The sequence below is a fragment of the Limnohabitans sp. 2KL-27 genome (assembly GCF_001269345.1).
In the GTDB taxonomy this organism is placed as follows: domain Bacteria; phylum Pseudomonadota; class Gammaproteobacteria; order Burkholderiales; family Burkholderiaceae_C; genus Limnohabitans_A.
The window spans coordinates 883,390-903,589 of the sequence record NZ_CXOP01000002.1 but is presented as its reverse complement, the minus strand read 5'-3'; the positions used below and the strand labels follow the sequence as shown (position 1 = coordinate 903,589).

General features: G+C 63.8%; 20 protein-coding genes and 1 tRNA gene. 8 read left to right on the top strand and 13 right to left on the bottom strand.

Annotated elements, in window-relative coordinates:
- Positions 1–30: 30 nt before the first annotated feature.
- Positions 31–465: a hydroxyphenylacetyl-CoA thioesterase PaaI gene (paaI, locus tag LHAB_RS07145; protein WP_090045019.1), complete on the bottom strand. Its 435-nt coding sequence runs from the start codon at positions 463–465 to the stop codon at positions 31–33.
- Entirely contained in the window at positions 462–1,262 is an 801-nt protein-coding gene (locus LHAB_RS07140) for an enoyl-CoA hydratase-related protein (RefSeq protein ID WP_090045017.1), read from the bottom strand. Before LHAB_RS07140 ends, paaI begins: the two co-directional genes overlap by 4 nt.
- 153 nt (positions 1,263–1,415) lie before the next feature.
- On the opposite strand from LHAB_RS07140, the gene LHAB_RS07135 reads away from it, so the two are divergent.
- Entirely contained in the window at positions 1,416–2,195 is a 780-nt protein-coding gene (locus tag LHAB_RS07135; RefSeq protein WP_090047770.1) for an enoyl-CoA hydratase, read from the top strand.
- 61 nt (positions 2,196–2,256) lie between these two features.
- Here LHAB_RS07135 and LHAB_RS07130 read toward each other — a convergent pair.
- A tRNA-Met gene (locus tag LHAB_RS07130) sits at positions 2,257–2,333 on the bottom strand.
- An 84-nt stretch (positions 2,334–2,417) separates the two neighbouring features.
- On the opposite strand from LHAB_RS07130, the gene LHAB_RS07125 reads away from it, so the two are divergent.
- The gene (locus tag LHAB_RS07125; protein ID WP_090045016.1) at positions 2,418–3,227 is read left to right on the top strand and encodes a 2-keto-4-pentenoate hydratase; all 810 of its coding nucleotides are present in this window, start codon (positions 2,418–2,420) and stop codon (positions 3,225–3,227) included.
- A gap of 291 nt (positions 3,228–3,518) precedes the next feature.
- Positions 3,519–4,208 (top strand): glutathione S-transferase family protein, encoded by a 690-nt coding sequence (locus LHAB_RS07120; protein WP_090045014.1) that lies wholly within the window; start codon positions 3,519–3,521, stop codon positions 4,206–4,208.
- Positions 4,209–4,277: 69 nt separating this feature from the next.
- On the opposite strand, the gene LHAB_RS07115 is transcribed toward LHAB_RS07120, so the two are convergent.
- On the bottom strand, positions 4,278–5,351 hold the full coding sequence (locus LHAB_RS07115) for a VWA domain-containing protein (RefSeq protein ID WP_090045013.1): 1,074 nt from the start codon (positions 5,349–5,351) through the stop codon (positions 4,278–4,280).
- A 55-nt stretch (positions 5,352–5,406) separates the two neighbouring features.
- Here LHAB_RS07115 and LHAB_RS07110 point away from each other — a divergent pair, with 55 nt between their 5' ends.
- The 5 genes from LHAB_RS07110 to LHAB_RS07090 all read left to right on the top strand — a co-directional run bounded on the left by LHAB_RS07110 (position 5,407) and on the right by LHAB_RS07090 (position 10,294).
- On the top strand, positions 5,407–6,333 hold the full coding sequence (locus LHAB_RS07110) for a S1C family serine protease (protein ID WP_090045011.1): 927 nt from the start codon (positions 5,407–5,409) through the stop codon (positions 6,331–6,333).
- Positions 6,334–6,367: 34 nt separating this feature from the next.
- Positions 6,368–7,417: an AAA family ATPase gene (locus LHAB_RS07105; RefSeq protein ID WP_369814105.1), complete on the top strand. Its 1,050-nt coding sequence runs from the start codon at positions 6,368–6,370 to the stop codon at positions 7,415–7,417.
- Entirely contained in the window at positions 7,386–8,432 is a 1,047-nt protein-coding gene (locus LHAB_RS07100) for a DUF58 domain-containing protein (protein WP_090045010.1), read from the top strand. The genes LHAB_RS07105 and LHAB_RS07100 overlap by 32 nt, the downstream gene beginning before the upstream one ends.
- Complete coding sequence (locus tag LHAB_RS07095; protein WP_194943117.1) at positions 8,425–9,528, top strand: VWA domain-containing protein; 1,104 nt, start codon at positions 8,425–8,427, stop codon at positions 9,526–9,528. The genes LHAB_RS07100 and LHAB_RS07095 overlap by 8 nt, the downstream gene beginning before the upstream one ends.
- A 154-nt stretch (positions 9,529–9,682) precedes the next feature.
- Positions 9,683–10,294, top strand: a complete 612-nt coding sequence (locus LHAB_RS07090) for a hypothetical protein (protein ID WP_228763376.1) — start codon at positions 9,683–9,685, stop codon at positions 10,292–10,294.
- Between the two features lie 28 nt (positions 10,295–10,322).
- Here the strand turns inward: LHAB_RS07090 and LHAB_RS07085 are convergent, their stop codons facing one another.
- Genes LHAB_RS07085 through LHAB_RS07045 form a run of 9 tightly spaced genes read right to left on the bottom strand, consistent with a single transcriptional unit; the run spans position 10,323 to position 20,192 of the window.
- Positions 10,323–10,820, bottom strand: coding sequence for a GNAT family N-acetyltransferase (locus LHAB_RS07085; protein ID WP_090045005.1), 498 nt, complete (start codon positions 10,818–10,820; stop codon positions 10,323–10,325).
- A complete protein-coding gene (locus LHAB_RS07080; protein ID WP_090045003.1) occupies positions 10,817–11,698 on the bottom strand; it encodes an isocitrate lyase/PEP mutase family protein in 882 nt (293 codons plus the stop codon). Before LHAB_RS07080 ends, LHAB_RS07085 begins: the two co-directional genes overlap by 4 nt.
- On the bottom strand, positions 11,695–13,098 hold the full coding sequence (locus LHAB_RS07075; RefSeq protein ID WP_090045001.1) for an FAD-dependent oxidoreductase: 1,404 nt from the start codon (positions 13,096–13,098) through the stop codon (positions 11,695–11,697). The genes LHAB_RS07080 and LHAB_RS07075 overlap by 4 nt, the downstream gene beginning before the upstream one ends.
- A 4-nt stretch (positions 13,099–13,102) precedes the next feature.
- A complete protein-coding gene (locus tag LHAB_RS07070) occupies positions 13,103–13,705 on the bottom strand; it encodes a cysteine hydrolase family protein (RefSeq protein ID WP_090045000.1) in 603 nt (200 codons plus the stop codon).
- A complete protein-coding gene (locus LHAB_RS07065) occupies positions 13,702–15,774 on the bottom strand; it encodes a hydantoinase/oxoprolinase family protein (protein ID WP_090044998.1) in 2,073 nt (690 codons plus the stop codon). Before LHAB_RS07065 ends, LHAB_RS07070 begins: the two co-directional genes overlap by 4 nt.
- Entirely contained in the window at positions 15,771–17,471 is a 1,701-nt protein-coding gene (locus LHAB_RS07060; RefSeq protein ID WP_228763375.1) for a hydantoinase B/oxoprolinase family protein, read from the bottom strand. The genes LHAB_RS07065 and LHAB_RS07060 overlap by 4 nt, the downstream gene beginning before the upstream one ends.
- Entirely contained in the window at positions 17,468–17,971 is a 504-nt protein-coding gene (locus LHAB_RS07055; RefSeq protein WP_090044996.1) for a LeuD/DmdB family oxidoreductase small subunit, read from the bottom strand. Before LHAB_RS07055 ends, LHAB_RS07060 begins: the two co-directional genes overlap by 4 nt.
- Complete coding sequence (locus LHAB_RS07050) at positions 17,968–19,254, bottom strand: 3-isopropylmalate dehydratase large subunit (protein WP_090044994.1); 1,287 nt, start codon at positions 19,252–19,254, stop codon at positions 17,968–17,970. The genes LHAB_RS07055 and LHAB_RS07050 overlap by 4 nt, the downstream gene beginning before the upstream one ends.
- A complete protein-coding gene (locus tag LHAB_RS07045; RefSeq protein WP_090047766.1) occupies positions 19,251–20,192 on the bottom strand; it encodes a tripartite tricarboxylate transporter substrate binding protein in 942 nt (313 codons plus the stop codon). Before LHAB_RS07045 ends, LHAB_RS07050 begins: the two co-directional genes overlap by 4 nt.
- Positions 20,193–20,200: the final 8 nt, after the last annotated feature.

Below are 20,200 nucleotides of genomic sequence, written 5' to 3'. Positions count from 1 at the left end.
GTGGGCGAACCCTGCTCCCTCTGCATTGATTTATGTCGGCACCACCGTGCCCTGGATCTGCGCACTCTTGCCACGGAACATGGCGATCACTTCGCCGTGCTGGTTGGTGACCTTCATGTCGTAAATGCCGTGGCGGCCACTCAGGGTCTGCTCCAGACCTTCGCAGGTGAGCACATCGCCGAGTTGACCGGGCTTGAGAAACTCGATGCTGCAACCGGCTGCCACCGCGTTTTTGTTGTAACTGTTGCAGGCAAAGGCAAAGGTCGAATCGGCCAGCGTGAAGATGAAGCCACCGTGGCAGATTTGGTGCCCGTTCAGGTGCAGTGCTTTGACCTGCATGCGCATCAGGGCTCGGCCCGGCTCGCAAGCGAGCAGTTCCATGCCCATGGTGTCTTTGGAGGCCACATCGACGGCGAACATGGTTTCGCCGACCCGGCGGGCCAAGGTGTGGGGATCGCTCATCATTCGCCTTTGAATTGTGCGGGGCGTTTTTCGAGGAAGGCTTGTACCCCCTCGAAATAGTCATGCGTGCGGCCCAGGGCCGATTGGGTGTCGCGCTCGGCGTCCAAGTGCTCGGACAGGGTGCGGGTGGTCGCGGACTGCAGCAAGGCGCGGGTGGCGACCAAGGCCTTGGTCGGCATGTTCGCCAGACGCTCGGCCATCGCCAGCGCGGCGGCCAATGCGTCGTCGGCCACGTCCCAAATCATGCCCCACTCTTTGGCTTTGTCGGCCGTCAATTTGTCCCCGGTCATGGCCAGCGCCATGGCGCGCGCGAGACCCAGGCGCTCGACCAACAACCAGCTGCCGCCGGCGTCAGGGATCAAGCCGATTTTGCTGAAGGCCTGGATGAAACTGGCTGCGGGCGCGGCAATCACGATGTCGCAGGCCATGGCCATCGAAGCGCCAGCGCCTGCGGCCACGCCGTTGACGGCCGCGATGGTGGGCATGCGCAGCGATTGCAAGCGGCGCGTGCTCGGATTGAAGGCTTGTTCAATGATCGGGCCGGGATCGGCGCGTTCGACACGGTTAGGGCCCGGTGTGAAATCGAAGTCCGACAAATCGGCCCCGGCACAAAAGCCACGCCCTGCGCCGGTGATGACCGCAGCCCGGATGGCCGGGTTGGCCTCGGCCTGATCGAGCGCGGCCCACAGGTCGTGGTGCATGGCGCGGGTGAAGCTGTTGAGGGCTTGAGGGCGGTTGAGGGTGATGAGCGCCACTGCGCCTCGCGCTTCGTACAACACCGTTGCGGTCGATTCGGTCATCTTCGGTCTCCAGAATGCATGACTGTACCATTAGCCGACCGCACGGTTGGTTAATGTTTTCCCCTATGCAGGCCCAGCGCCGGAGCGACAGACTCAGCATGGCTGGCGTGGTTATAGTCAGCGATTGATTTGACCCCACTGATGGAGAAACCCTTGAGCTACGAAAACATCGAAGTCCGCACCGAAGGCGGCCAAGTTGGCATCATCACCCTGAACCGCCCCAAGGCCTTGAACGCGCTCAACGGCGCCCTGATGGACGAACTGGGCCTGGCCCTCAAAGCCTTTGACGCCGACGAGGCGATTGGCTGCATCGTCATCACCGGCAGCGAAAAAGCTTTTGCAGCGGGTGCCGACATCGCCGCCATGGCCAAGTTCAACTTCCACGAGGTCTACAAACAGGACTTCATCACCCGCAACTGGGAAACCATCCGCAGCATCCGCAAGCCCGTGATCGCGGCCGTCAGCGGCTTTGCACTGGGTGGTGGCTGCGAGCTGGCCATGATGTGCGACTTCATCATCGCGGCCGACAACGCCAAGTTCGGGCAGCCCGAAATCAAGATCGGCATCATTCCCGGCGCAGGCGGCACGCAGCGCTTGCCCCGCGCCATGGGCAAATCCAAGGCCATGGATCTGGTCCTGACAGGCCGCATGATGGACGCGGCCGAGGCCGAGCGCGGCGGCCTGGTCAGCCGCGTGGTGCCTTTGGACAAGCTGATGGAGGAGACCCTGGGGGCGGCTTTGATGATTTGTGGCTACGGCCAGCTGGCCACCATGGCTGCCAAGGAAAGCGTGAACCGCGCCTTTGAAAGCGGCTTGAGCGACGGGGTGATGTTCGAGCGCCGCCTGTTTCACGGCTTGTTTGCCACCGCCGACCAAAAGGAAGGCATGGAGGCGTTTTTGAACAAACGTGCACCGAAATTTGTCAACGCTTGAGCTCTTTGCCCAGAACGCAAAAACAAAAAGCCCACAGTCGCAAAACTGTGGGCTTTTGATTTGGTGGTGATAGGTGGATTTGAACCACCGACATCAGCATTATGAATGCTGCGCTCTAACCAACTGAGCTATATCACCGGTAAAGGTTGACTTGATTCGTCAAGCCAAAAATTATACACACAATTGAAGGTCACTCGTCCTGACCTGCTGGACAATCCGAAAATGACTCACCCAACAAGCCACCCATCCAACGCCGCTGCCCAATTGCTTTGGGATCTGTGGCAATCGGGACAGGTCGTTCAAGTGCTGCCCCAAGCTTGCAGGCCCATGACCAGCGTGGCCGGTTATGCCGCACAGGCGCAGCTGCCCGCCGTTTCCGGCCGGGCTGTGGTGGGCTGGAAAATTGCTGCCACCAGCAGCAATGGGCAAGCCCACATCAACGTGAGTGGCCCTCTGGCCGGGCGCTTGTTATCAGGCCAAGTGTTTTCAAGCGGGGCCAGCGTGCCCTCCCAGCACAACCGCATGCGGGTGGCCGAGCCAGAATTTGCCTTCACCATGGGGCAAGACCTGCCGCCACAAACAAGTCTTTACAGCCAGGAACACGTGATGGCTGCCGTGGCCACGCTGCACCCGGCCATCGAAGTGCCGGACTCGCGGCTTGCGCCATTTACCCAAGCGGGCGAGGCGCAATTGCTGGCCGACAACGCTTGCGCGCGTCATTTCGTACTGGGCTCACCCGCACCCGAAGGGTGGCGCCACAACGACTTGAGCCAGCATGCCGTGCAAGCCCAAGTGTTGAAAGGCGATGCCATTCGATACAGCCGCACTGGCTCAGGCGCTTGGGTCTTGGGTGACCCCCGCACCGCCCTGACTTGGTTGGCCAACCAGCTGTCGCGTCTGGGCATCCCGTTGCAAAAGGGGCAGGTGGTGACCACAGGCACCTGCATGGTCCCACTGGAGCTGGAGCCCGGTGACAGCGCTTGGGCCAACTTTGGGACTCTGGGACAAGTCCACATGCATTTTTCGGACTGAATTCAGGGGGCTGATTCACCCTGGTGAAGATGCCCTGAGAACATCCCGCGCCGAACAACGGCGCATCTCAAACAAGCCAGAAGGCCTAGACCACTGGGGGCAAGCGGCGCCATGCATGGCCGCAGCCCGCTCAATACCTTGCGCCACCGCAGTGACAAAGCACCGACCACCGAGTCGCCCAAATGACTGACCCCTCGCCCCTTGTGAGCCCAGCCTGGGTGACACTCGCATCAGGCTGGGCCTCTGGCCTGAACCCCTTGACCTTCACGCTCTTTTGGATGGAGTCCTCTCATGCTGAAATTCTTCTTCAACGCCGCCCCCAATCCCATGAAAATTGCCCTGCTGCTCGAAGAGCTGGGGCTGCCCTTTGAACCCGTGCCGGTGGACACGCGCAAAGGCGAACAATTCGCGCCCGCCTTCTTGGCCGTCAACCCGAATGCCAAAGTGCCCGCCATCACCGATGGCGACGTGACCGTGTTCGACAGCAACGCCATCTTGCTGTACCTGGCCGACCGCGAGCAAAGATTCATGCCCGGCATCGCACAGGCCAAGGAGCGGGGTGCGGCCCTGTCCTGGCTGCTTTTCATTGCCAGCGGCATCGGGCCTTTTTCTGGTCAGTCGGTACACTTTCGCCACGCCGCGCCCGAGCCCAAAGACTACGCCCTGAACCGCTACGACTTTGAAGCCCACCGCCACTGGACCGTGCTGGAAAAGCACTTGGCGCACAACACCTACATGCTGGGTGAACACTACAGCGTGGTGGACATGGCCCTGTGGGGCTGGGCCCGCATGCTGCCTTATGTGCTGGGCACGGGTGATGCCACCTGGACGCAATACCCCCACATCAAACGCCTGCTCGATGGGGTCAACGCCCGTCCAGCGGCCCAGCGTGCCGAAGCGTTCAAAGCGAAATACACCTTCAAGACCGAGATGGACGCGGACGCCAAAAAGTTCATGTTTCCGCAAAACGAGCGGCTCTAGCAGGGCTGAGCTTCAACGCATGCCCCAAGCGGCTTGCGGGCCCCACGCCGCGTGGGGCCTGCGCCCCCTTCAATGGCGAAACCAGCGCATGGACAAGCCCATGGCCAACAGCACCAACACGCCCGCCAGCGCCGCCATCAAAGCGCTGATTTCGGTATCGCGCCGCTCCAAGGTGAACTTGGACGACAGGTGCTGGTAAATCATGGCCAAGTCATTGGCATTGGTGGCCCTGAAAAACTCAGCGCCCGTGGTCTCGGCCACCTTTTGCAAGGCTTCTTCATCGACCTTGGCGTAAAAAGAAAAACCTTCGAAGCCCGGAATGAAGCCATTGGGCGTACCAAAAGCCACGGTGTAGACCCGCACCCCTTTGGAGGCCGCCCACTTGGCCACCTCGACCGGGTCAGGCCCTGTGGTGCGGCGACCATCGGACAACAAGATCACCGCCCCAGCCGTGTATGAGCCCACAGGCACCGACTTGGGCCCCTCGGCCGCCGCTGGCGCGGGTCGCTGGTCCAGCGATCGCCCCGCCAAGCTCCCCCCTTGGGCGACCAGGCTGCCGGACTTGAACTCGGCGCCGTACAACACCGACTCCAAGTCGATGGCCGACTCGGGCAGCAAGGTGTTGAGTGCCACCAACAAGCCGCTGCCCGTGGCGGTGCCCCGCTGCAACTGAAAGCCGTCGATGGCGGCCAACAAAAGGTCTTTTTGGTCCGTCACGCCCTGCACCAGCTGGGCGTTGCCTGCAAAGGACACCACGGCCACGCGCACATGACCGGGCAGTTCCTGAAGAAAGGATTTGGCCGCCTGCTGGGCGGCCACGATGCGGCTGGGCGGCACGTCTTCGGCCAACATGCTGCGCGAGACATCCATGGCGAGCACCAGGGTCAGGTAATCTGCAGGCAGGGTCACCCGAGCACTGGGCCGGGCCACACCCAGCAACACGAGCGACAAGGCACACAACAGCAAGGCGGGGGGGATGTGTCTGCGGATCCGGTGTCCCGGACCCAATGCAGGCCGAATCAGGTTCAAGCTGGGGTAACGCACCGCCATGGTGCGTTTGCGTCGCAAAGCCCGGATGTACCCCACCACCAACAAGGGGATCAACAACAATAGCCAAAGCAGCTCAGGCCAGATAAAGTGCATGGTGTGTGGCGGGCGATGAAGTCTGGCCACTGTATCACCGAAGGCCCCAACGACGATGAAACGCGCCGCACTCTACAGCCGAAAGCAGCTTGAACCAGGTGCCCAGAGGCTGACTTCATCGCCCGCCTCAGCGGCCGCACCCAGCCCATCACACACAACGGCCTCCAGTCCCATCCGCATCGACCTGAAGGGCTTTGTGCGTCTGCCTCTTTGGGCTGCTTTGCTGCTGTGCGCCCTGCTCTCAGCCACACTGATGTGGGCTTTGAGCCGGCAAGTCGGCACACCACAGCGGCTCACACAAGACGACATCAACGCGGCAGTGCTGCACACCCTGAACACCCAGGACCTGCCCTCGCGGGCCGCCCGCGCCGCTCAGCTGATTGCCCCCTCGGTGGTGCATGTGCGCACCCAGGATGAAGACCAGAAAAACCCCCAGCGTGGTTTGCAAGACAGCGGTGTGGGTTCGGGTGTGGTGATTTCAGAAGAAGGCGTGATCCTCACCAATTTGCATGTGGTGCAGGGCGCCAAACGCATCAAGGTCACCTTTGCCGATGGACTGGAATCGGATGCGCAAGTGATTGGCGTGCAGCCTGAAAACGACTTGGCTGTGCTCAAAGCCCAACGCTTGCCCGACGACTTGCAGCCCGCCACCTTGGGCAGCAGCCAGAACCTTGTGCCCGGTGACGAGGTGGTGGCCGTGGGCTTTCCCTTTGGCATCGGACCCTCGGTCTCGGCCGGTGTGGTCTCAGGGCTGAACCGGCAATTTGGCGCCAAAGACAAACCCGTGATGCGTGGCCTGATCCAGGCCGATGCGGCCGCCAACCCCGGCAACTCGGGCGGACCGCTCATCAACATGGCCGGAGAGGTGGTGGGCATTGTCACCGCCATCCTCAACCCCACCTCGGCCCGCACCTTCATCGGCATCGTGTTTGCAGCCACCATCGAAAGCGCCGGTGGTGGCATGGGCATGCCGCCGTTCTGATTCAGACCACCCCCAATCCTGAAAGGCATTGCGCATGAACCCCACTGAATTGGCTTGGAACCAAGGCCAGACGCCCCAAAGTGTTACCGTCAACGCCGCCCTGATGGAACGCGTGCTCTACGAAGTCAAGCGCGTGGTGGTCGGGCAAGACGCCTTTCTCGAACGCATTTTGGTGGCCATCTTGGCACAAGGCCACTTGTTGATTGAAGGCGTGCCGGGTCTGGCCAAAACCCTCACCGTCAACACCCTGGCACAGGCCGTGCGCGGCAGCTTCAAGCGCATCCAATTCACACCCGATCTGCTGCCCGCCGACTTGGTGGGCACCCGCATCTACAACCAAAAAAGCAGCGAATTCAGCACCGTGCTGGGGCCGGTGTTTGCGAACTTGTTGCTGGCCGACGAAATCAACCGGGCCCCAGCCAAAGTCCAAAGCGCCTTGCTTGAAGTGATGCAGGAGCGACAAGTGACGATTGCGGGCGAAACCCATGCGGTGCCCCGCCCCTTTTTGGTGATGGCCACACAAAACCCCATCGAAACCGAAGGCACCTACCCTCTGCCCGAAGCGCAGGTCGACCGCTTCATGATGAAGGTGCTGGTGGGCTACCCCACGGAGGAAGAAGAGTTCGTCATCGTGCAACGCGTCACCGGCATGCCCGCCACCGCAGCGGCCGTGGCCGACACGGCACAACTCATGGCGCTGCAAGCGCAGTGCCGCCAAGGCTATGTGGACCCGGCTCTGGTTCAGTACGCGGTCAAGCTGGTGGCCGCCACGCGCGATCCCCTGCGCTGCGGTTTGCCCGACTTGGCGCCCTATTTGAGTTTTGGTGCCAGCCCTCGCGCCACCATCGCCCTGATCGAAGGAGCAAGGGCATTGGCTTTCCTGCGCGGTCGGCCCTACGCCCTGCCCCAAGACCTGATCGACTTGGTGCCCGATGTGTTGCGCCACCGCTTGGTGCTGACCTACGAAGCCTTGTCCGATGGCATGACAGCCGATGCATTGATTTTGAAAATCCTCCAGGCCGTGCCCGCCCCCGACAAACCCCTGGACCGCCATGTTCAGCTTTCTGCGCAAACCACCCACTGAGGCCGCAGCCAGACCAGACCAGCCCCAGGCCCCGGTCGCGGGCTCGGCGGGTACCGACACGCGCCTGCCCGATGCAGCGCAATGGCTGCAGCGACTGGAATGGACCGTGCTCAAACGGCTCGATGGACAGCTGCAAGGTGACTACCGCAGCCTGTTCCGGGGCAGTGGACTGGTGCTGGCCGATCTGCGCGAATACCAAGCCCATGATGACGTGCGCCACATCGACTGGAACGTGACCGCGCGCATGCAAACGCCCTATGTGCGTGAACATCAGGAGGACCGGGAAATCGCCGCTTGGTTTGTGCTGGACCTGTCTGGCTCCGTGGCCTTCGGTTCGGGCCCCACCAGCAAGCGCGAACTGGCTTGCAGCATCGTGACCGTGTTGTCCAAACTGCTGTCTCAACACGGCAACCGCGTGGGACTGATGCTGTTCACGGGGCAAGCGCGCGCCCACAGCGTGGTGCCCGCGCGCTCTGGCAAACGCCACTTGCTGCACATCGTGCACCAGATGCTGCGCGCAGACCCACCCCCAACCCATGCCAAGGCCGTGCAGACCAGCGCGCTGGGGCCATGGTTGGCGCAGGCGCAGTCGGTGCTGCGACGCCGCTCGGCCGTGTTTGTGGTGTCGGACTTCATCAGCCCAACCGGCTGGGAAAAACCCCTGGCCCAATTGGCCAGACGCCATGAAGTGGTGGCTGTGCGCCTGCACGACCCACTCGAGATGGCCTGGCCTGACAACACCGGCATGCTGCTGGTGCAAGACGCAGAGTCGGGTGAGCAACTGCTGGTGGATGGCAACGATGCGGCTTTTCGCCAGCGCTTTGCACAACACGCCCAAGACCGTGAAGCGGCTTTGCTGGACAGCCTGGCCCGCGCTGGCGTGGACTGCCTGGAGTTGAGCACCGACGAAGCACTGGACCAGGCTCTGCTGCGTTTTGCACAACTGCGCAAACGCGCCAGCCAGCTCAGTGCCGCAAGCACGCGGCCGATGGCGGCGGGGGGCGCGCATGCCTGAATGGCACTCGATCCAGTTTGTCTGGCCACGTTTGTTGTGGCTGCTGGCCACCTTGCCTGTGTGGCTGGGCCTGTACATCGCATGGCAAGCACGCGGCGTGCAGCGGGCTTGGCCCGCGGCGGCCCAGGCGCGCTCGGGCCCTGGCGTTCCCTCCGGGCGAATCACACGTCACGCCCCTGTGCTGCTCATCTGGCTGGGCCTGGCGGGCTTGCTGCTGGCCATGGCCAGACCCCAGGCCATCTTGCTCTTGCCCAGCCGCATCGACACCGTGATGCTGGCCATCGACAGCTCGGGCAGCATGCGGGCCAGCGATGTGCAACCCAGCCGCATCGAAGCGGCACAAGCTGCCGCCAAAAGCTTTGTGCTGGGGCAGCCTGCTCAGGTCAAATTGGGCGTGGTCAGCGTGGCAGGGGCGGCTGCGCTGGTGCAAGCCCCCACCGACCAGCGCGATCTGATCATCCAAGCCATCGATCAACTCAGTCTGCAGCCAGGCTCGGCCCTGGGCAGCGGCATTGTGATCGCGCTGCATGCGATGCTGCCCGGCTCGGGCCTGGACGTGCGTGGTTTGATCGACGGCGAAGCCAGCCCTCAAACTCCAGCAGGGAAGCCTTTGGACGGGTCAACGACCGCCCCACCCGGCTCCCCATCCAACGCCTTGCCATCCAAGTCCGTCAACCTGCCCAAAGTGCCGCCCGGCTCCAACAGCGCAGCGGCCATCGTCTTGCTCAGCGATGGCCAGAGCAATGTGGGGCCTGACGCCCTGAAAATGGCCCAGGTGGCTGCCGATCTGGGGGTGCGTGTCTACACCGTGGGTGTGGGCACAGCGCAGGGCACTGTGCTCAAGGCCCAGGGCATGCAAATGCGGGTCAAGCTCGACGAGGCCAGCCTGAAAAAAATCGCCGAGATCACCCGCGCCGAATACTTCAGCGCCGACAACCGCCAGGACCTGCTGCAGATTTACCAATCTTTGAGCAGCAAGATCGTGCTCAAAAAGCACCGCCGCACCGAAGTCTCCGCTGTGTGCGCCTTGCTCGGCATGCTGTTGGTGTGCTGGGGCTGCGCCTGGGCCTGGTGGCGACATGGGCGGATCATTTGAATCCACCGATGTCGGTCAAAACGCCTCGCACAGGGTTTAAAGTTCGTTCATGAACCTGACTGGCGGATGGCATTGGCATTGGCGCGCTTGGCGCTCCCAAGAACGTTGGGCAAGTGCGTCGGCACAAATTGCCAACTGGTTAACCACCCAAACCATGCCACGCAAACAGCTGGTTTTGCTGGGGGCGAGTGCTGGCTGGATGCTGCCCACCGACTGGCTGGCGCAATTTGAAGAAGTCCACGCTTGGGACATTGACCCCTTGGCCGCCCCCCTGTTTCGCTGGCGGCACGGTCGGCACTTGCCTCAACAGGGCACGCGGCTGCACTTGCACACCGGCGACGGACTGGCCCAGTTGACCGCATGCACGCGGGACATGCCTGAAGCCTTTTTTTGGTTCGACAATCTGTTGGGCCAGCTGCGGTTCACCGACGAATCCCTCAATGCGGTGAGCCACCGTTTGCAATCGCTGTCCACGACCCTGCAGCATGTCGCTTGGGGCAGCGTGCACGACCGCTTGTCTGGCCGCACCTTGCCTGGCACCGCCATGCCTGTGTCACGCCAAGGTCTGGCCGGGGTGGCGATGGAGACGCACGAAGGGCAAGCTTGGTTGCAACAGTTGGGCGCCGTCAGCCCCTGGCTGGACCATCTGACCGAAAAGGTCTTGCCGGCCGGCACGCCGGTACAACACACGGCCTGGCCCTTCAAGCCTGGCTATGCGCACTGGCTTGAAATGGGCTGGTGCCCGCCCCGGATAACGCGTCCATAAGGCAGACACGGGCGCAAGCGGTGTCAGATCATGGGATGGCGCGAAGGTCCAGTGACCAGTACTGCCCCACCAGGTCGGCGCCAAAAGAATGGTGCGGCTCTTCGGACACCAAGGTGAAACCCGCCTCCTGGTAAATGCGGCGAGCAGCATGCAGGATGTCATTGGTCCACAAAGTGAGCTGGGCATAGCCTTTGGCTCGGGCAAACGCGATGCACTGGGCCGTGAGGCGACGACCCAAGCCTGCGCCACGCGCATCGGGCTCCACATAGAGCAAACGCAGCTTGGCTTCTTGCTCGGACACCTTGACCAGAAACACCGAGCCCACCACCTGGCCGTCGCGCTCGGCCATCCAGGCGTTCTCCCAATCAGGGTCGAAGTTCTTCACGAACTGCGCTGCAATCTCAGCCACCAACGCCTCGAAGGTGCCATCCCAGCCGTATTCCTGGGCATACAAAATCCCCTGGCGGTGCACCACCCAACCGATGTCACCAACTTGCAAACCCCGCAAAACAAGGGGCTGCGTCATGTCTTTTCAAGGCCTTCGTAACGCTGCCCCAGGGCCAGCAGTTGCGGAGTTTCGATGACCGCGTTCAAGCCATCAAAGTCGAGCATGTGGTCTTGCCAGGGGCGCGTGGTCTGGTGCGCATGCAAGCTCGCGTAATAGCCTTGCAAGGTGTGCAGCACCGCCCGCGCTGTGCCGCCGGGAAAAATCACGATCTTGAAACCGCGCGCGCCCAACTCGGCCGCGCTTTGCACCGGCGTCTTGCCGCCTTCGACCATGTTGGCCAGCAGCGGCACGCGCTTTGAAAACTGCGCACAAGCCCGGTTCATCTGCTCGTCCGAACGCAGGGCTTCAATGAACAGCGCGTCCACCCCGCATTCCAGATAGCGTTCGGCCCGCTCCAGCGCGGCGTCCAAGCCTTCGACCGCCACCGCATCGGTGCGCGCCAGAATCAAGGTGTTCTGGTCGTGCCTGGCATCAAGTGCTGCGCGCAGCTTGCCCTGCATTTCGGCCACGGGCACCACGCCTTTGCCGTCCAAATGTCCGCAGCGTTTGGGGAAGGTCTGGTCTTCAATCTGGACCATGGCAGCGCCGGCCCGCTCGAAGTCGCGCACCGTGCGCTGGGTGTTGAGCGCGTTGCCAAAACCAGTATCAGCGTCCACGATCACAGGAATGCTCACCCGGTCGGTGATGTGCGCCAAGGTCTGCGCCACTTCGGTGGCGGTGGTGAGACCGATGTCAGAGCGGCCCAGGCGGGTGTAGGCGATGGAGGCGCCAGACAAGTAAACGGCCTCAAAGCCAGCTTGCTGCGCCACCAAGGCGGTGAGCGCGTCGTACACGCCGGGGGCCAGCAGCGCTTGGGGCTGCTGCAGTCGCTTGGCCAAGGTGTGGGGGTGTCTCATGATGCCGAATCCTTCAACAGTTGTTGCGCCGTGTGCGCGGCGATGTGGCCACCGGCGATGGCGCTGAGCAAACCATTGCCCGACAGATAGCCCCACACCGCCTGCCCCGACACGCCCCGCGCCGCGCCGCCTGCGGCCAGCAAATTGGGCAGTGGCGTGCCGTCTTGTCGCAGCACACGGGCGTGCGCGTCGATGTCGAGCCCGCCTTGGGTGTGGAACAGGGCCCCGGTGACCTGGATGGCGTGAAAAGGGGCTTGCAATGCGCGCTGGAACGTGCGGCCAGTGGCCGGGTCGGTGCCTGGCTGCACCGCGTTCAAGGTGGCTTGCAAAGCTTCGGGCGGGCAGCCGATCAGGCGCGCCAGCGCCACCGCATCGGCCGCGTGCTGCACCGCGCCTGCGCCTTGCGCCGCCACAAAATCGGGGAACTCTTGCGCAAAGGCCAGCAATGCGTCGTCGAACACATTCCAGGCCACACCGTCCGGCTGCGCGAGCACGTGCACCGCCGCCTCCGAGTAACCCTGGGTTTCATCGTGAAAGCGCTGGCCTTGGGCGTTGATCTGCACACCGCCCTCCATCATCAGCGCCCAGGAAATCAAGGCCCCTTGCGGCACGGCCCAAGAGCCGTGGCCCTGGTAAGCCCCCAGATCAGCCAGGCGTGCGCCGAGTTGCCGTCCCCAGGCGATGGCGCTGCCGTCGTTGCCCACATGGCCGGCATAGGTGGCCTCGGCCATCTCGGGCAGCAGGTCTTGCACCATGGCCGCAGCGCCGCCAAAACCATTGCAAGCCAGAAGCACCGCATCGCAGCGGATGCGCTCGACCTGCCCATCGGGCCGCACAAAGCCCACGCCCTGGATGCGCTGGCTGGCGTCGGCCCACAACTCGGTGACCTGCGCCTGCGTGAGCACCACCACGCCCGCGGCGTCGGCGGCCGCTTGCAGGCGGCTCATCAGGCCCGCCCCGGTTTTTTCGGGCACGGCGTGCATGCGGTGGGCGCTGTGTCCGGGGTACAAAAAGTTGTCCAGCACCTGCCAAGGCAAGCCGTGGTGGGTCGCCAAGGCGTCCATGGCCGGGCCGATGTGTTGGGCATAGGCCTGCACAAGGTGCGGCGCGGCCTGACCGTGGGCCTTGGCCTGGATGTCGGCCGCAAAAGCGGCCACGCTGTCGGTGATGCCCTGGGCCTGTTGCGCCTGTGTGCCGGGCGCCGGAATGAACCCCGACGACAAGGCGGTGGAGCCTGCGGCAAACGCGTCACGCTCGAGCACCACAGACTCCACACCCAAGCGGTGCAAGGCCAGCGCCGCCGTGAGTCCACACGCGCCGGCCCCCACCACCACAACCGGCGTGTGGACCTCGGCTTGCAATTGGGCGGCAGGGCGAACTTGCGGCTGCGGTGCGCTCACGGCTTCAGCCCAGCTGTTTCAAGAAAGAGGCGCTGTCCATGACGGTGGCGACCGAGGCCATGTCGGCCAACGCGGCCTGGTGGGCGGCATCGCTGAAGGCGGCGCAACCGTCCGACAAGACGATGACATCGTAGTCGCGCACATGGGCGTCGCGCACCGTGCTGGCCACGCCACCGTTGGTGACGATGCCGCACACCACCAAGGTGTCGATGCCCGACTTCTTGAGCACCCAGTCCAGCTGCGTGTTGAAGAAGGCCGAATAGGCCACCTTGAACACCGACACATCGACCAGCGGTGCCAGCAAGTCCACATTGGCCTGGCCACGGCTGCCGGGCGCGAAATCGCCTTGGCGCAAAAACGGGCGGCGCTCTTTCAGATGCGCCGAGATCATGGGCTCGCCTTGTGCGTTGGGCCACAGCGTGAACAGGCTGGCGGTGACCAGGCCACCGCGCCCCTTGATGGCACGCGCCACCGGGGCCATGCGTTCGGGCAGCAGCACCGCCTCGGCACTCAGGGTGTTGCCCCGGGCATAAGCCCCATCGGGGGCCAGAAAATCGTTTTGCAGGTCCACGATGACCATGCCCAGTTTCGCGTTGTGCAGGTTCATGCCGTGCGCTCCACCAACAAGTTGCCCAGTTTGTCGACCCGGCCTTCAAAGCCGGGTTCCAGCCACACCGTGGTGTCGGGCTGCTCCAAAATGGCCGGGCCTTGCACCACGGTGCCCACGGGCAGACTCAGGCGCTCGTAGCGCTGAGCCGTCCACCACTGGCCCTGGTGGTAAACGGGCTGCTCGCCCACCGGGGTGGTGCGACCTTCACCTTGTGGGGCCAGCACCGCCAAGTCGAACTTGGGACGCCGCCCGATGCGGGCATAGCGCAGGTTCATCACGCGGATCACCGGGCCTTGCAGCACACGGCCAAAAGCGTGTTGGTAAGCCGCTTCAAACGCCGCCAGAACCCCTGCGGCATGCAGCTGATCGCGCTTGACGGACACTTGCAAGGTGTGGGTTTGGCCCATGTAGAGCATGTCAAAGCTGATCACCTCGTCCACCTTCACAAAATGCACCCCGGCGGAATCGAGGCGCAGTTGGCAGGCCTCGGCCAAGCTGTCCACACGCTGGATCAAGGCGGGCCAGGCCACATCGGCCAAGGCCACGTTCAGGGTCTGCACCGCGTCGTGGCGCATGTCGGCCATGACGCAGCCCAGCGCCGAGGTCACGCCCGGGTAACGCGGCACGATGCCGGTGGTCACGCCCACCTCGCGCATCATGGCGCACACATGCAGGCCACCGCCACCGCCAAAGGGCATGTAGGCGAACTGGCGCGGATCGTGCCCGCGTTCGATCGAAACCACGCGGATCGCGCCGGCCATGCGGGCGTTGGCCACCGTCAAAATCGCTTCGGCCGCGGCCAAGGCCGTCAAGCCCAAAGGCTCGGCCACATGCTGGGCAATGGCTTTTTCGGACAAGCCCGCATCGAGTTTTTGCAGCAGACCGCCGCCCAAAGGCCGGTCGGCCGCAATGCGGCCCAGCAGCACGTTGGCGTCGGTCACCGTGGGGCGGGTGTTGCCCCGCCCATAGCAAGCCGGACCGGGATTGCTGCCCGCAGATTCGGGGCCCACTTGCAGCATGCCGCCCGCATCGACCGAGGCGATCGAGCCGCCACCGGCGCCAATGGTCTCGATCTGGATCATGGGCGAGCGCACCACCAAGCCAAACTCGATGGATGTTTGCGCAGCCAAAGCCGCCTCCCCCCCCGCCACCAGCGACACGTCAAACGAGGTGCCCCCAATGTCACCGGTGATCACATTGTCAAAACCCGAAGCGCGCGCAATCTCGGCGCAAGCCATGACGCCCGCAGCCGGGCCCGACAGCGCGGTGCGCACCGGCACATCGCAGGCCGTCTGTCGCGACATCACGCCGCCGTTGCTTTGCACGATCAGCAATTCACCGCCAAAGCCCTGCGCGCGCAGATCGCCATCGAGGCGCTGCAAATAGCTGCCCACCACGGGCTGCAAGGCCGCATTGAGCGTGGCCGTCGAGCAGCGCTCGAACTCGCGTATTTCAGGCAGCACTTCGCTGGCCGCCGTCACATGGCTGTTGGGCCAGATCTCGCGCACCGCCGCCACTGCGGCTTGCTCGTTGGAGGGGTTGGCATAGGCGTGCACAAAGAACACGCACACCGCTTCGCAGCCTTCGGCCAGCAAAGCGCGGGCCTGTTCGCGCACCTGCGCCAGATCGACCGGCGTGTGCAACTGGCCATCGGCCAGCACACGCTCGTCCACCTCCAGCCGCAAAGCGCGGGGCACCACTGGGGTGTAGCTGCCGCGCAGTCCCCAGGTTTGCGGGCGGTCGCGGCGGCGCATCTCCAGCACATCGCGGAAACCCCGCGTGGTGATGATGCCGGTGCGCGCGATCTTGCGCTCGAGCAAGGCGTTGGTGCCCACCGTGGTGCCGTGCACGATGGTGGCAATGTCCTTGGCGCCATCAGCGCCGGTGTTGCCGGTCACTTGGGCGATGCCGTTCATGAAGCCCCGGGCTTCTTCCCCCCGGGTGGAGGGCACTTTGACGATACGGGCTTGGCCGGTTTTTTCGTCCAGCACGAACAGGTCGGTGAAGGTGCCGCCCACGTCCACGCCCACCACCCAATGAGGTTGATTCACTGACTGCTCACTCATGCTTGTTCCTTGGTGTAACCCAGTGCGCTGTCCTTGGCGCGGTCCTGCGACGTGCGATCGGCGGGGGCACCCCAGCCGCCGCCACCCGGGGTTTGCAGGCGCACGCGGTCGCCCTTTTTGAGGTGAATGCCCAGCATTTTCGAAACCATGGGCGGAGTTTTCCATTCGCCGTTTTGGCAGTACTCAAACACATTGGGCAGCGCGGGCTGGCCGCCGTGGATGCCCTTGGGCGCGGATTTGCCGCGCTCGCCAAAAATAAAAGCTTCGGCACTGTCTTCCAGCAACTCCATCTCGTAAATCGCCCCCAGCCCGCCTCGGTGCTGGCCATCGCCGCCCGAGCCGGGGCGCAAAGCCCATTGGGTGAAGCGCACCGGGTAGGCGGCCTCCAAAATTTCCATGGGTGGGATGGTGGCGGTCGAGATCGGCGCATTGCCGTGCGACAAGCCGTCGCCGTCCGAGTGGCCGCCGTGCCCGCCGCCAAAAAAGCTGAACATCACCCAGCGCTGGCCCTTGCGTTTGTCGTCGGTGCGGTGCCCCGCGATCGACAAGGCGTTGATGGTGCCGTAGGCATGGGCCACGGCCCGCTTCGGGTCGGCCAGTGCCGTGGCGCTGAAGATCACATCGATCATGCGCAAGATGGTCTCGGTGTAGCCCCCCACCGGGCGCGGGCGCGAAGCGCTGATGACCAGGCCATCGGGAATCACAAAGTCCACCGCGTCGAGCACGCCGGCGTTGGCCGGCACATCGGGAAACACGTGCTTCAAGGCCACGTAGCACGCGGCCACCGCCGTGGCGCGCGAGATGTTCACCGGGCCTGCGCATTGCGCCGAGGTGCGCGAAAAGTCGAGCGTCAGGCGATCGCCGGCCACGGTCATGTCCAGCGCAATGGTGAGCAGCTCGTCTTTGACGCCGTCGTTGTCCAGCACATCTTCAAAGCTGTAGCGGCCATCGGGCAAGCTGCCGATGTGCGAGCGCATCAGGCGCACAGCGCGGCTGCGCAGCTCCACCAAGGCTTGGGCCACTTTGGCGTCGCCGTATTCGTCCAGCAAACCGTCCAGGCGGCGTGCGCCCAATTCGAGGGCGGCCAGCTGGCCGTTCAGGTCACCCCACAGGCTGTCGGGCAAGCGGGTGTTGGCCCGCAAAATGGCCAGCACATCGTCGTCCAGCACACCAGCGCGCAAGATGCGCACCGGCGGGATCTGCACCGCTTCTTGCCAGCATTCGGTGGCGGCCGGGTTGTAGTTGCCGGGCACCGCGCCGCCCACGTCGTGCCAATGCGCAGCCGATGCGAGAAAGCAATACAGCTGCCCTTGGCGAAAGCAGGGCTTGACCAGCTTGAAGTCGTTGGCGTGCGTGCCGCCCTCATAGGGGTCGTTGAACAGCCACACATCGCCCGGCTGCATGCCGCCACGCTCGGCGGCCACGCGCATGGCCGCGCGCACCGCAAAGGCCATCGCCCCCACAAACACCGGCAGACCGGACTTGCCCTGGATCAGAGTGTCGCCGGTGGTGGCGTCGTACAGACCGTGGCAAGCGTCGTGCGCCTCGGCAATGATGGGATTGAAGGCGCTGCGGTAGAGCGTCGCGTCCATTTCATCGGCGATCTGTTCAAGACGGCCGCGCAGCACCGCAAGGGTCACCGGGTCCATCACAGGGTGGACGCCCGTCGGTTGAGATTTGGAATCCATCGGGTTCATGCTGGCTTTCTTTGTTTGAGCAGGGGCAACAAGCCGCCTGCATTGACCATGTCCATCAAAAATTCAGGGATCGGCGCGCAAGCCAAACGCTGGCCTTTGGCCCGCACCACCACCGGTGTGTCGCCTTCCAACGTCACACCCACCCGCTCGCCCTCTTCGATTTGATCGGCCTCGGGGCAGGTCAAGAGCAGCAGGCCCAAGTTGAAGGCATTGCGAAAATACAAACCGCTGTAAGACGGCGCAATGACTGCCGCCAAGCCCAAATGCCGCAGCACACCGGCGGCCTGCTCGCGCGATGAGCCAATCCCAAAGTTGGCCCCGGCCACGATCACATCGCCTTCGCGCACGCCCGAAGCAAAGTCGCTGCGCACCGCCTCCAAGCAATGCCAGCCGATCACCTCAAGACCGTGCTTCATATAAGCCCCGGGGGCCAGGGCATCGGTGTCCACATCGGCACCGAGCCGCCAAACACGGGCGTTTTGAAAAACGTGTTTGTTCATGCCAGCACCTCGCGTGCATCGCTGATGCGCCCGCGCAAAGCCGAAGCGGCCACGGTGTAAGGCGAGGCCAAATACACGTTCACGCTGGCCGGGCCCATGCGGCCCTTGAAATTGCGGGCGGTGGTCGAAATCACGGTGGCGCCTTCGGGGAAAGTCGCGCCGTAACCCGCACACGCACCACAACTGTTGGGCAGCACCGTGGCGCCGGCGTCCAGCAAGATTTGCATCACGCCTTCTTGCGTGGCCTGCGCTTGTTCGCGGGCACTGGCAGGCGCCACCATCAGCTGCACGCCAGCGGCCACGCGCTGACCCTTGAGCACCGAGGCGGCGGCCCGCAGGTCTTCGAGTTTGGCGCCGGTGCAGGCACCGATGTAGGCAATGCTTGGCGCCACATCCGCAAATTCGGCCACATCTCGGGTGTTGGCCGGGCTGTGCGGTGCGGCCACCTGCGGGCTGAGGCGGGCGGCATCAAAGGTGTGCTGCTCGTATTCGGCGTCTTCATCGGTGTGCCATTGCTCGGCCCCGGCCAGATGCTCAGAGGCCACGCCCACGCCACGCAGGTAGTTCAAGGTGGTCTCATCGGCCGCGATCAAACCGGCCTGAGCCCCCATCTCGGCGCTCATATTGGACAGGGTCATGCGCTCGGCCATGGACAGGGCCTGCACCGCAGACCCCGCAAACTCCACCGCCTGGTATTGGCCGCCATTCATGCCAAAGCGACCCACCATGTGCAGCATCATGTCTTTGGCCGACACACCGGCTTGCAAGCGACCCGACCAGTGCATGCGCAAGGTGCGCGGCACCTGCACCCAAATTTGGCCGGTGACGCACACGCCCAGCATCTCGGTCGCACCGATGCCAAACATGTAGCAACCAAAGGCCCCGCCCGTGGGCGAATGCGAGTCGCCACCGACACAAAACATGCCCGGCTTCAAATGGCCGCGCTCGGGCAGAACCACGTGGCAAATGCCCTCGCTGTCAATGACGTGGGGCAGCTTCCACTGCTTGGCGGTGTCGCGCGCGATCTGCACAATCTGCTGGGCATCCGCGTCTTGCGCGGGCACGTAGTGGTCCAGCACCAGCACCACTTTGTTTTTGTCCCAGATCTCGGCGCCCAATTCGTCCAGCATAGGCTTCAAGCGGCGCGGACCCGACGAGTCGTGGAACATGGCCAAGTCCACGTTGCAGGTGAGCAACTCGCCCACGGCCACATGGCTGCGGCCTGCGGCGCGGGCGATGAGTTTTTGGGCCAATGTTTGTGGCTGAAAATCGCTGGGTTTCATTCGGGCTTGGCTCCGGCATACTGCACCACCGCGCGCCAACGCACGATCTCGCTGTCCACAAAACGGGCAAATTCTTCCGGGCTGTTGCCCACGGCCGTGGCCCCTTCGCTTTCAATGCGCCGCTTGACATCGGGCGACTGCACCGCAGCGCGGGCCGCATCGGCCAGGCGCTTGCTCAGATCAGGGCTCATGCGCCCCGGGCCAAACAATCCAAACCAGGCACTCGACTCGTAACCGGGCAAGCTCTCGCCAATGGCGGGCACGTCCGCAAAAGCGGGCAGGCGTTTGGCGCTGGTCACGCCCAGGGCCTTGAGTTTGCCCGCCTTGATGTGCGATTGCACGTTGCCAATGGCGGCGAACATCAAGTCCACTTGCCCGGCCAACACGTCTTGCACCGCAGGGGCCGTGCCCCGGTAGGGGATGTTCACGATGTACACACCCGACTGCATCTTGAAGGCGTCACCCGCCATGTGCAAGGACGAGCCCATTGCGCCAATCGCAAAGTTCAGCTGCCCGGGCTTGGACTTGGCCAGAGTGATCAATTCTTGGACGCTGTTGGCCGAGACCCTGGGGTGGGCCACCAGGATCGACGGTGAGGTCGACACCATGGTCAAAGGGGTGAAGTCTTTGACCGGATCAAAAGGCAAGCGGGGGTACAGCGAGGCATTGATGGCGTGGCTGGTGAAGCTCATGAGCAGCGTATGGCCATCGGGCGCGGCCTTGGCCACCGCGTCGGCGGCCAAGTTGCCACCTGCACCGGGTTTGTTCTCGACCACCACAGTGCGCCCCAGCTGTGTGCCCAGCACCGTGGCCAGCGTGCGGGCCATGGTGTCGGTGGTGCCGCCTGCGGGAGCACCCACCAGAATTTTGATGGGCGGCTGCGCTTGGGCACGGGCCATGCCCGCCCAGCACACCAACGCCATAGCGGTGGTCCACATCAGAACGG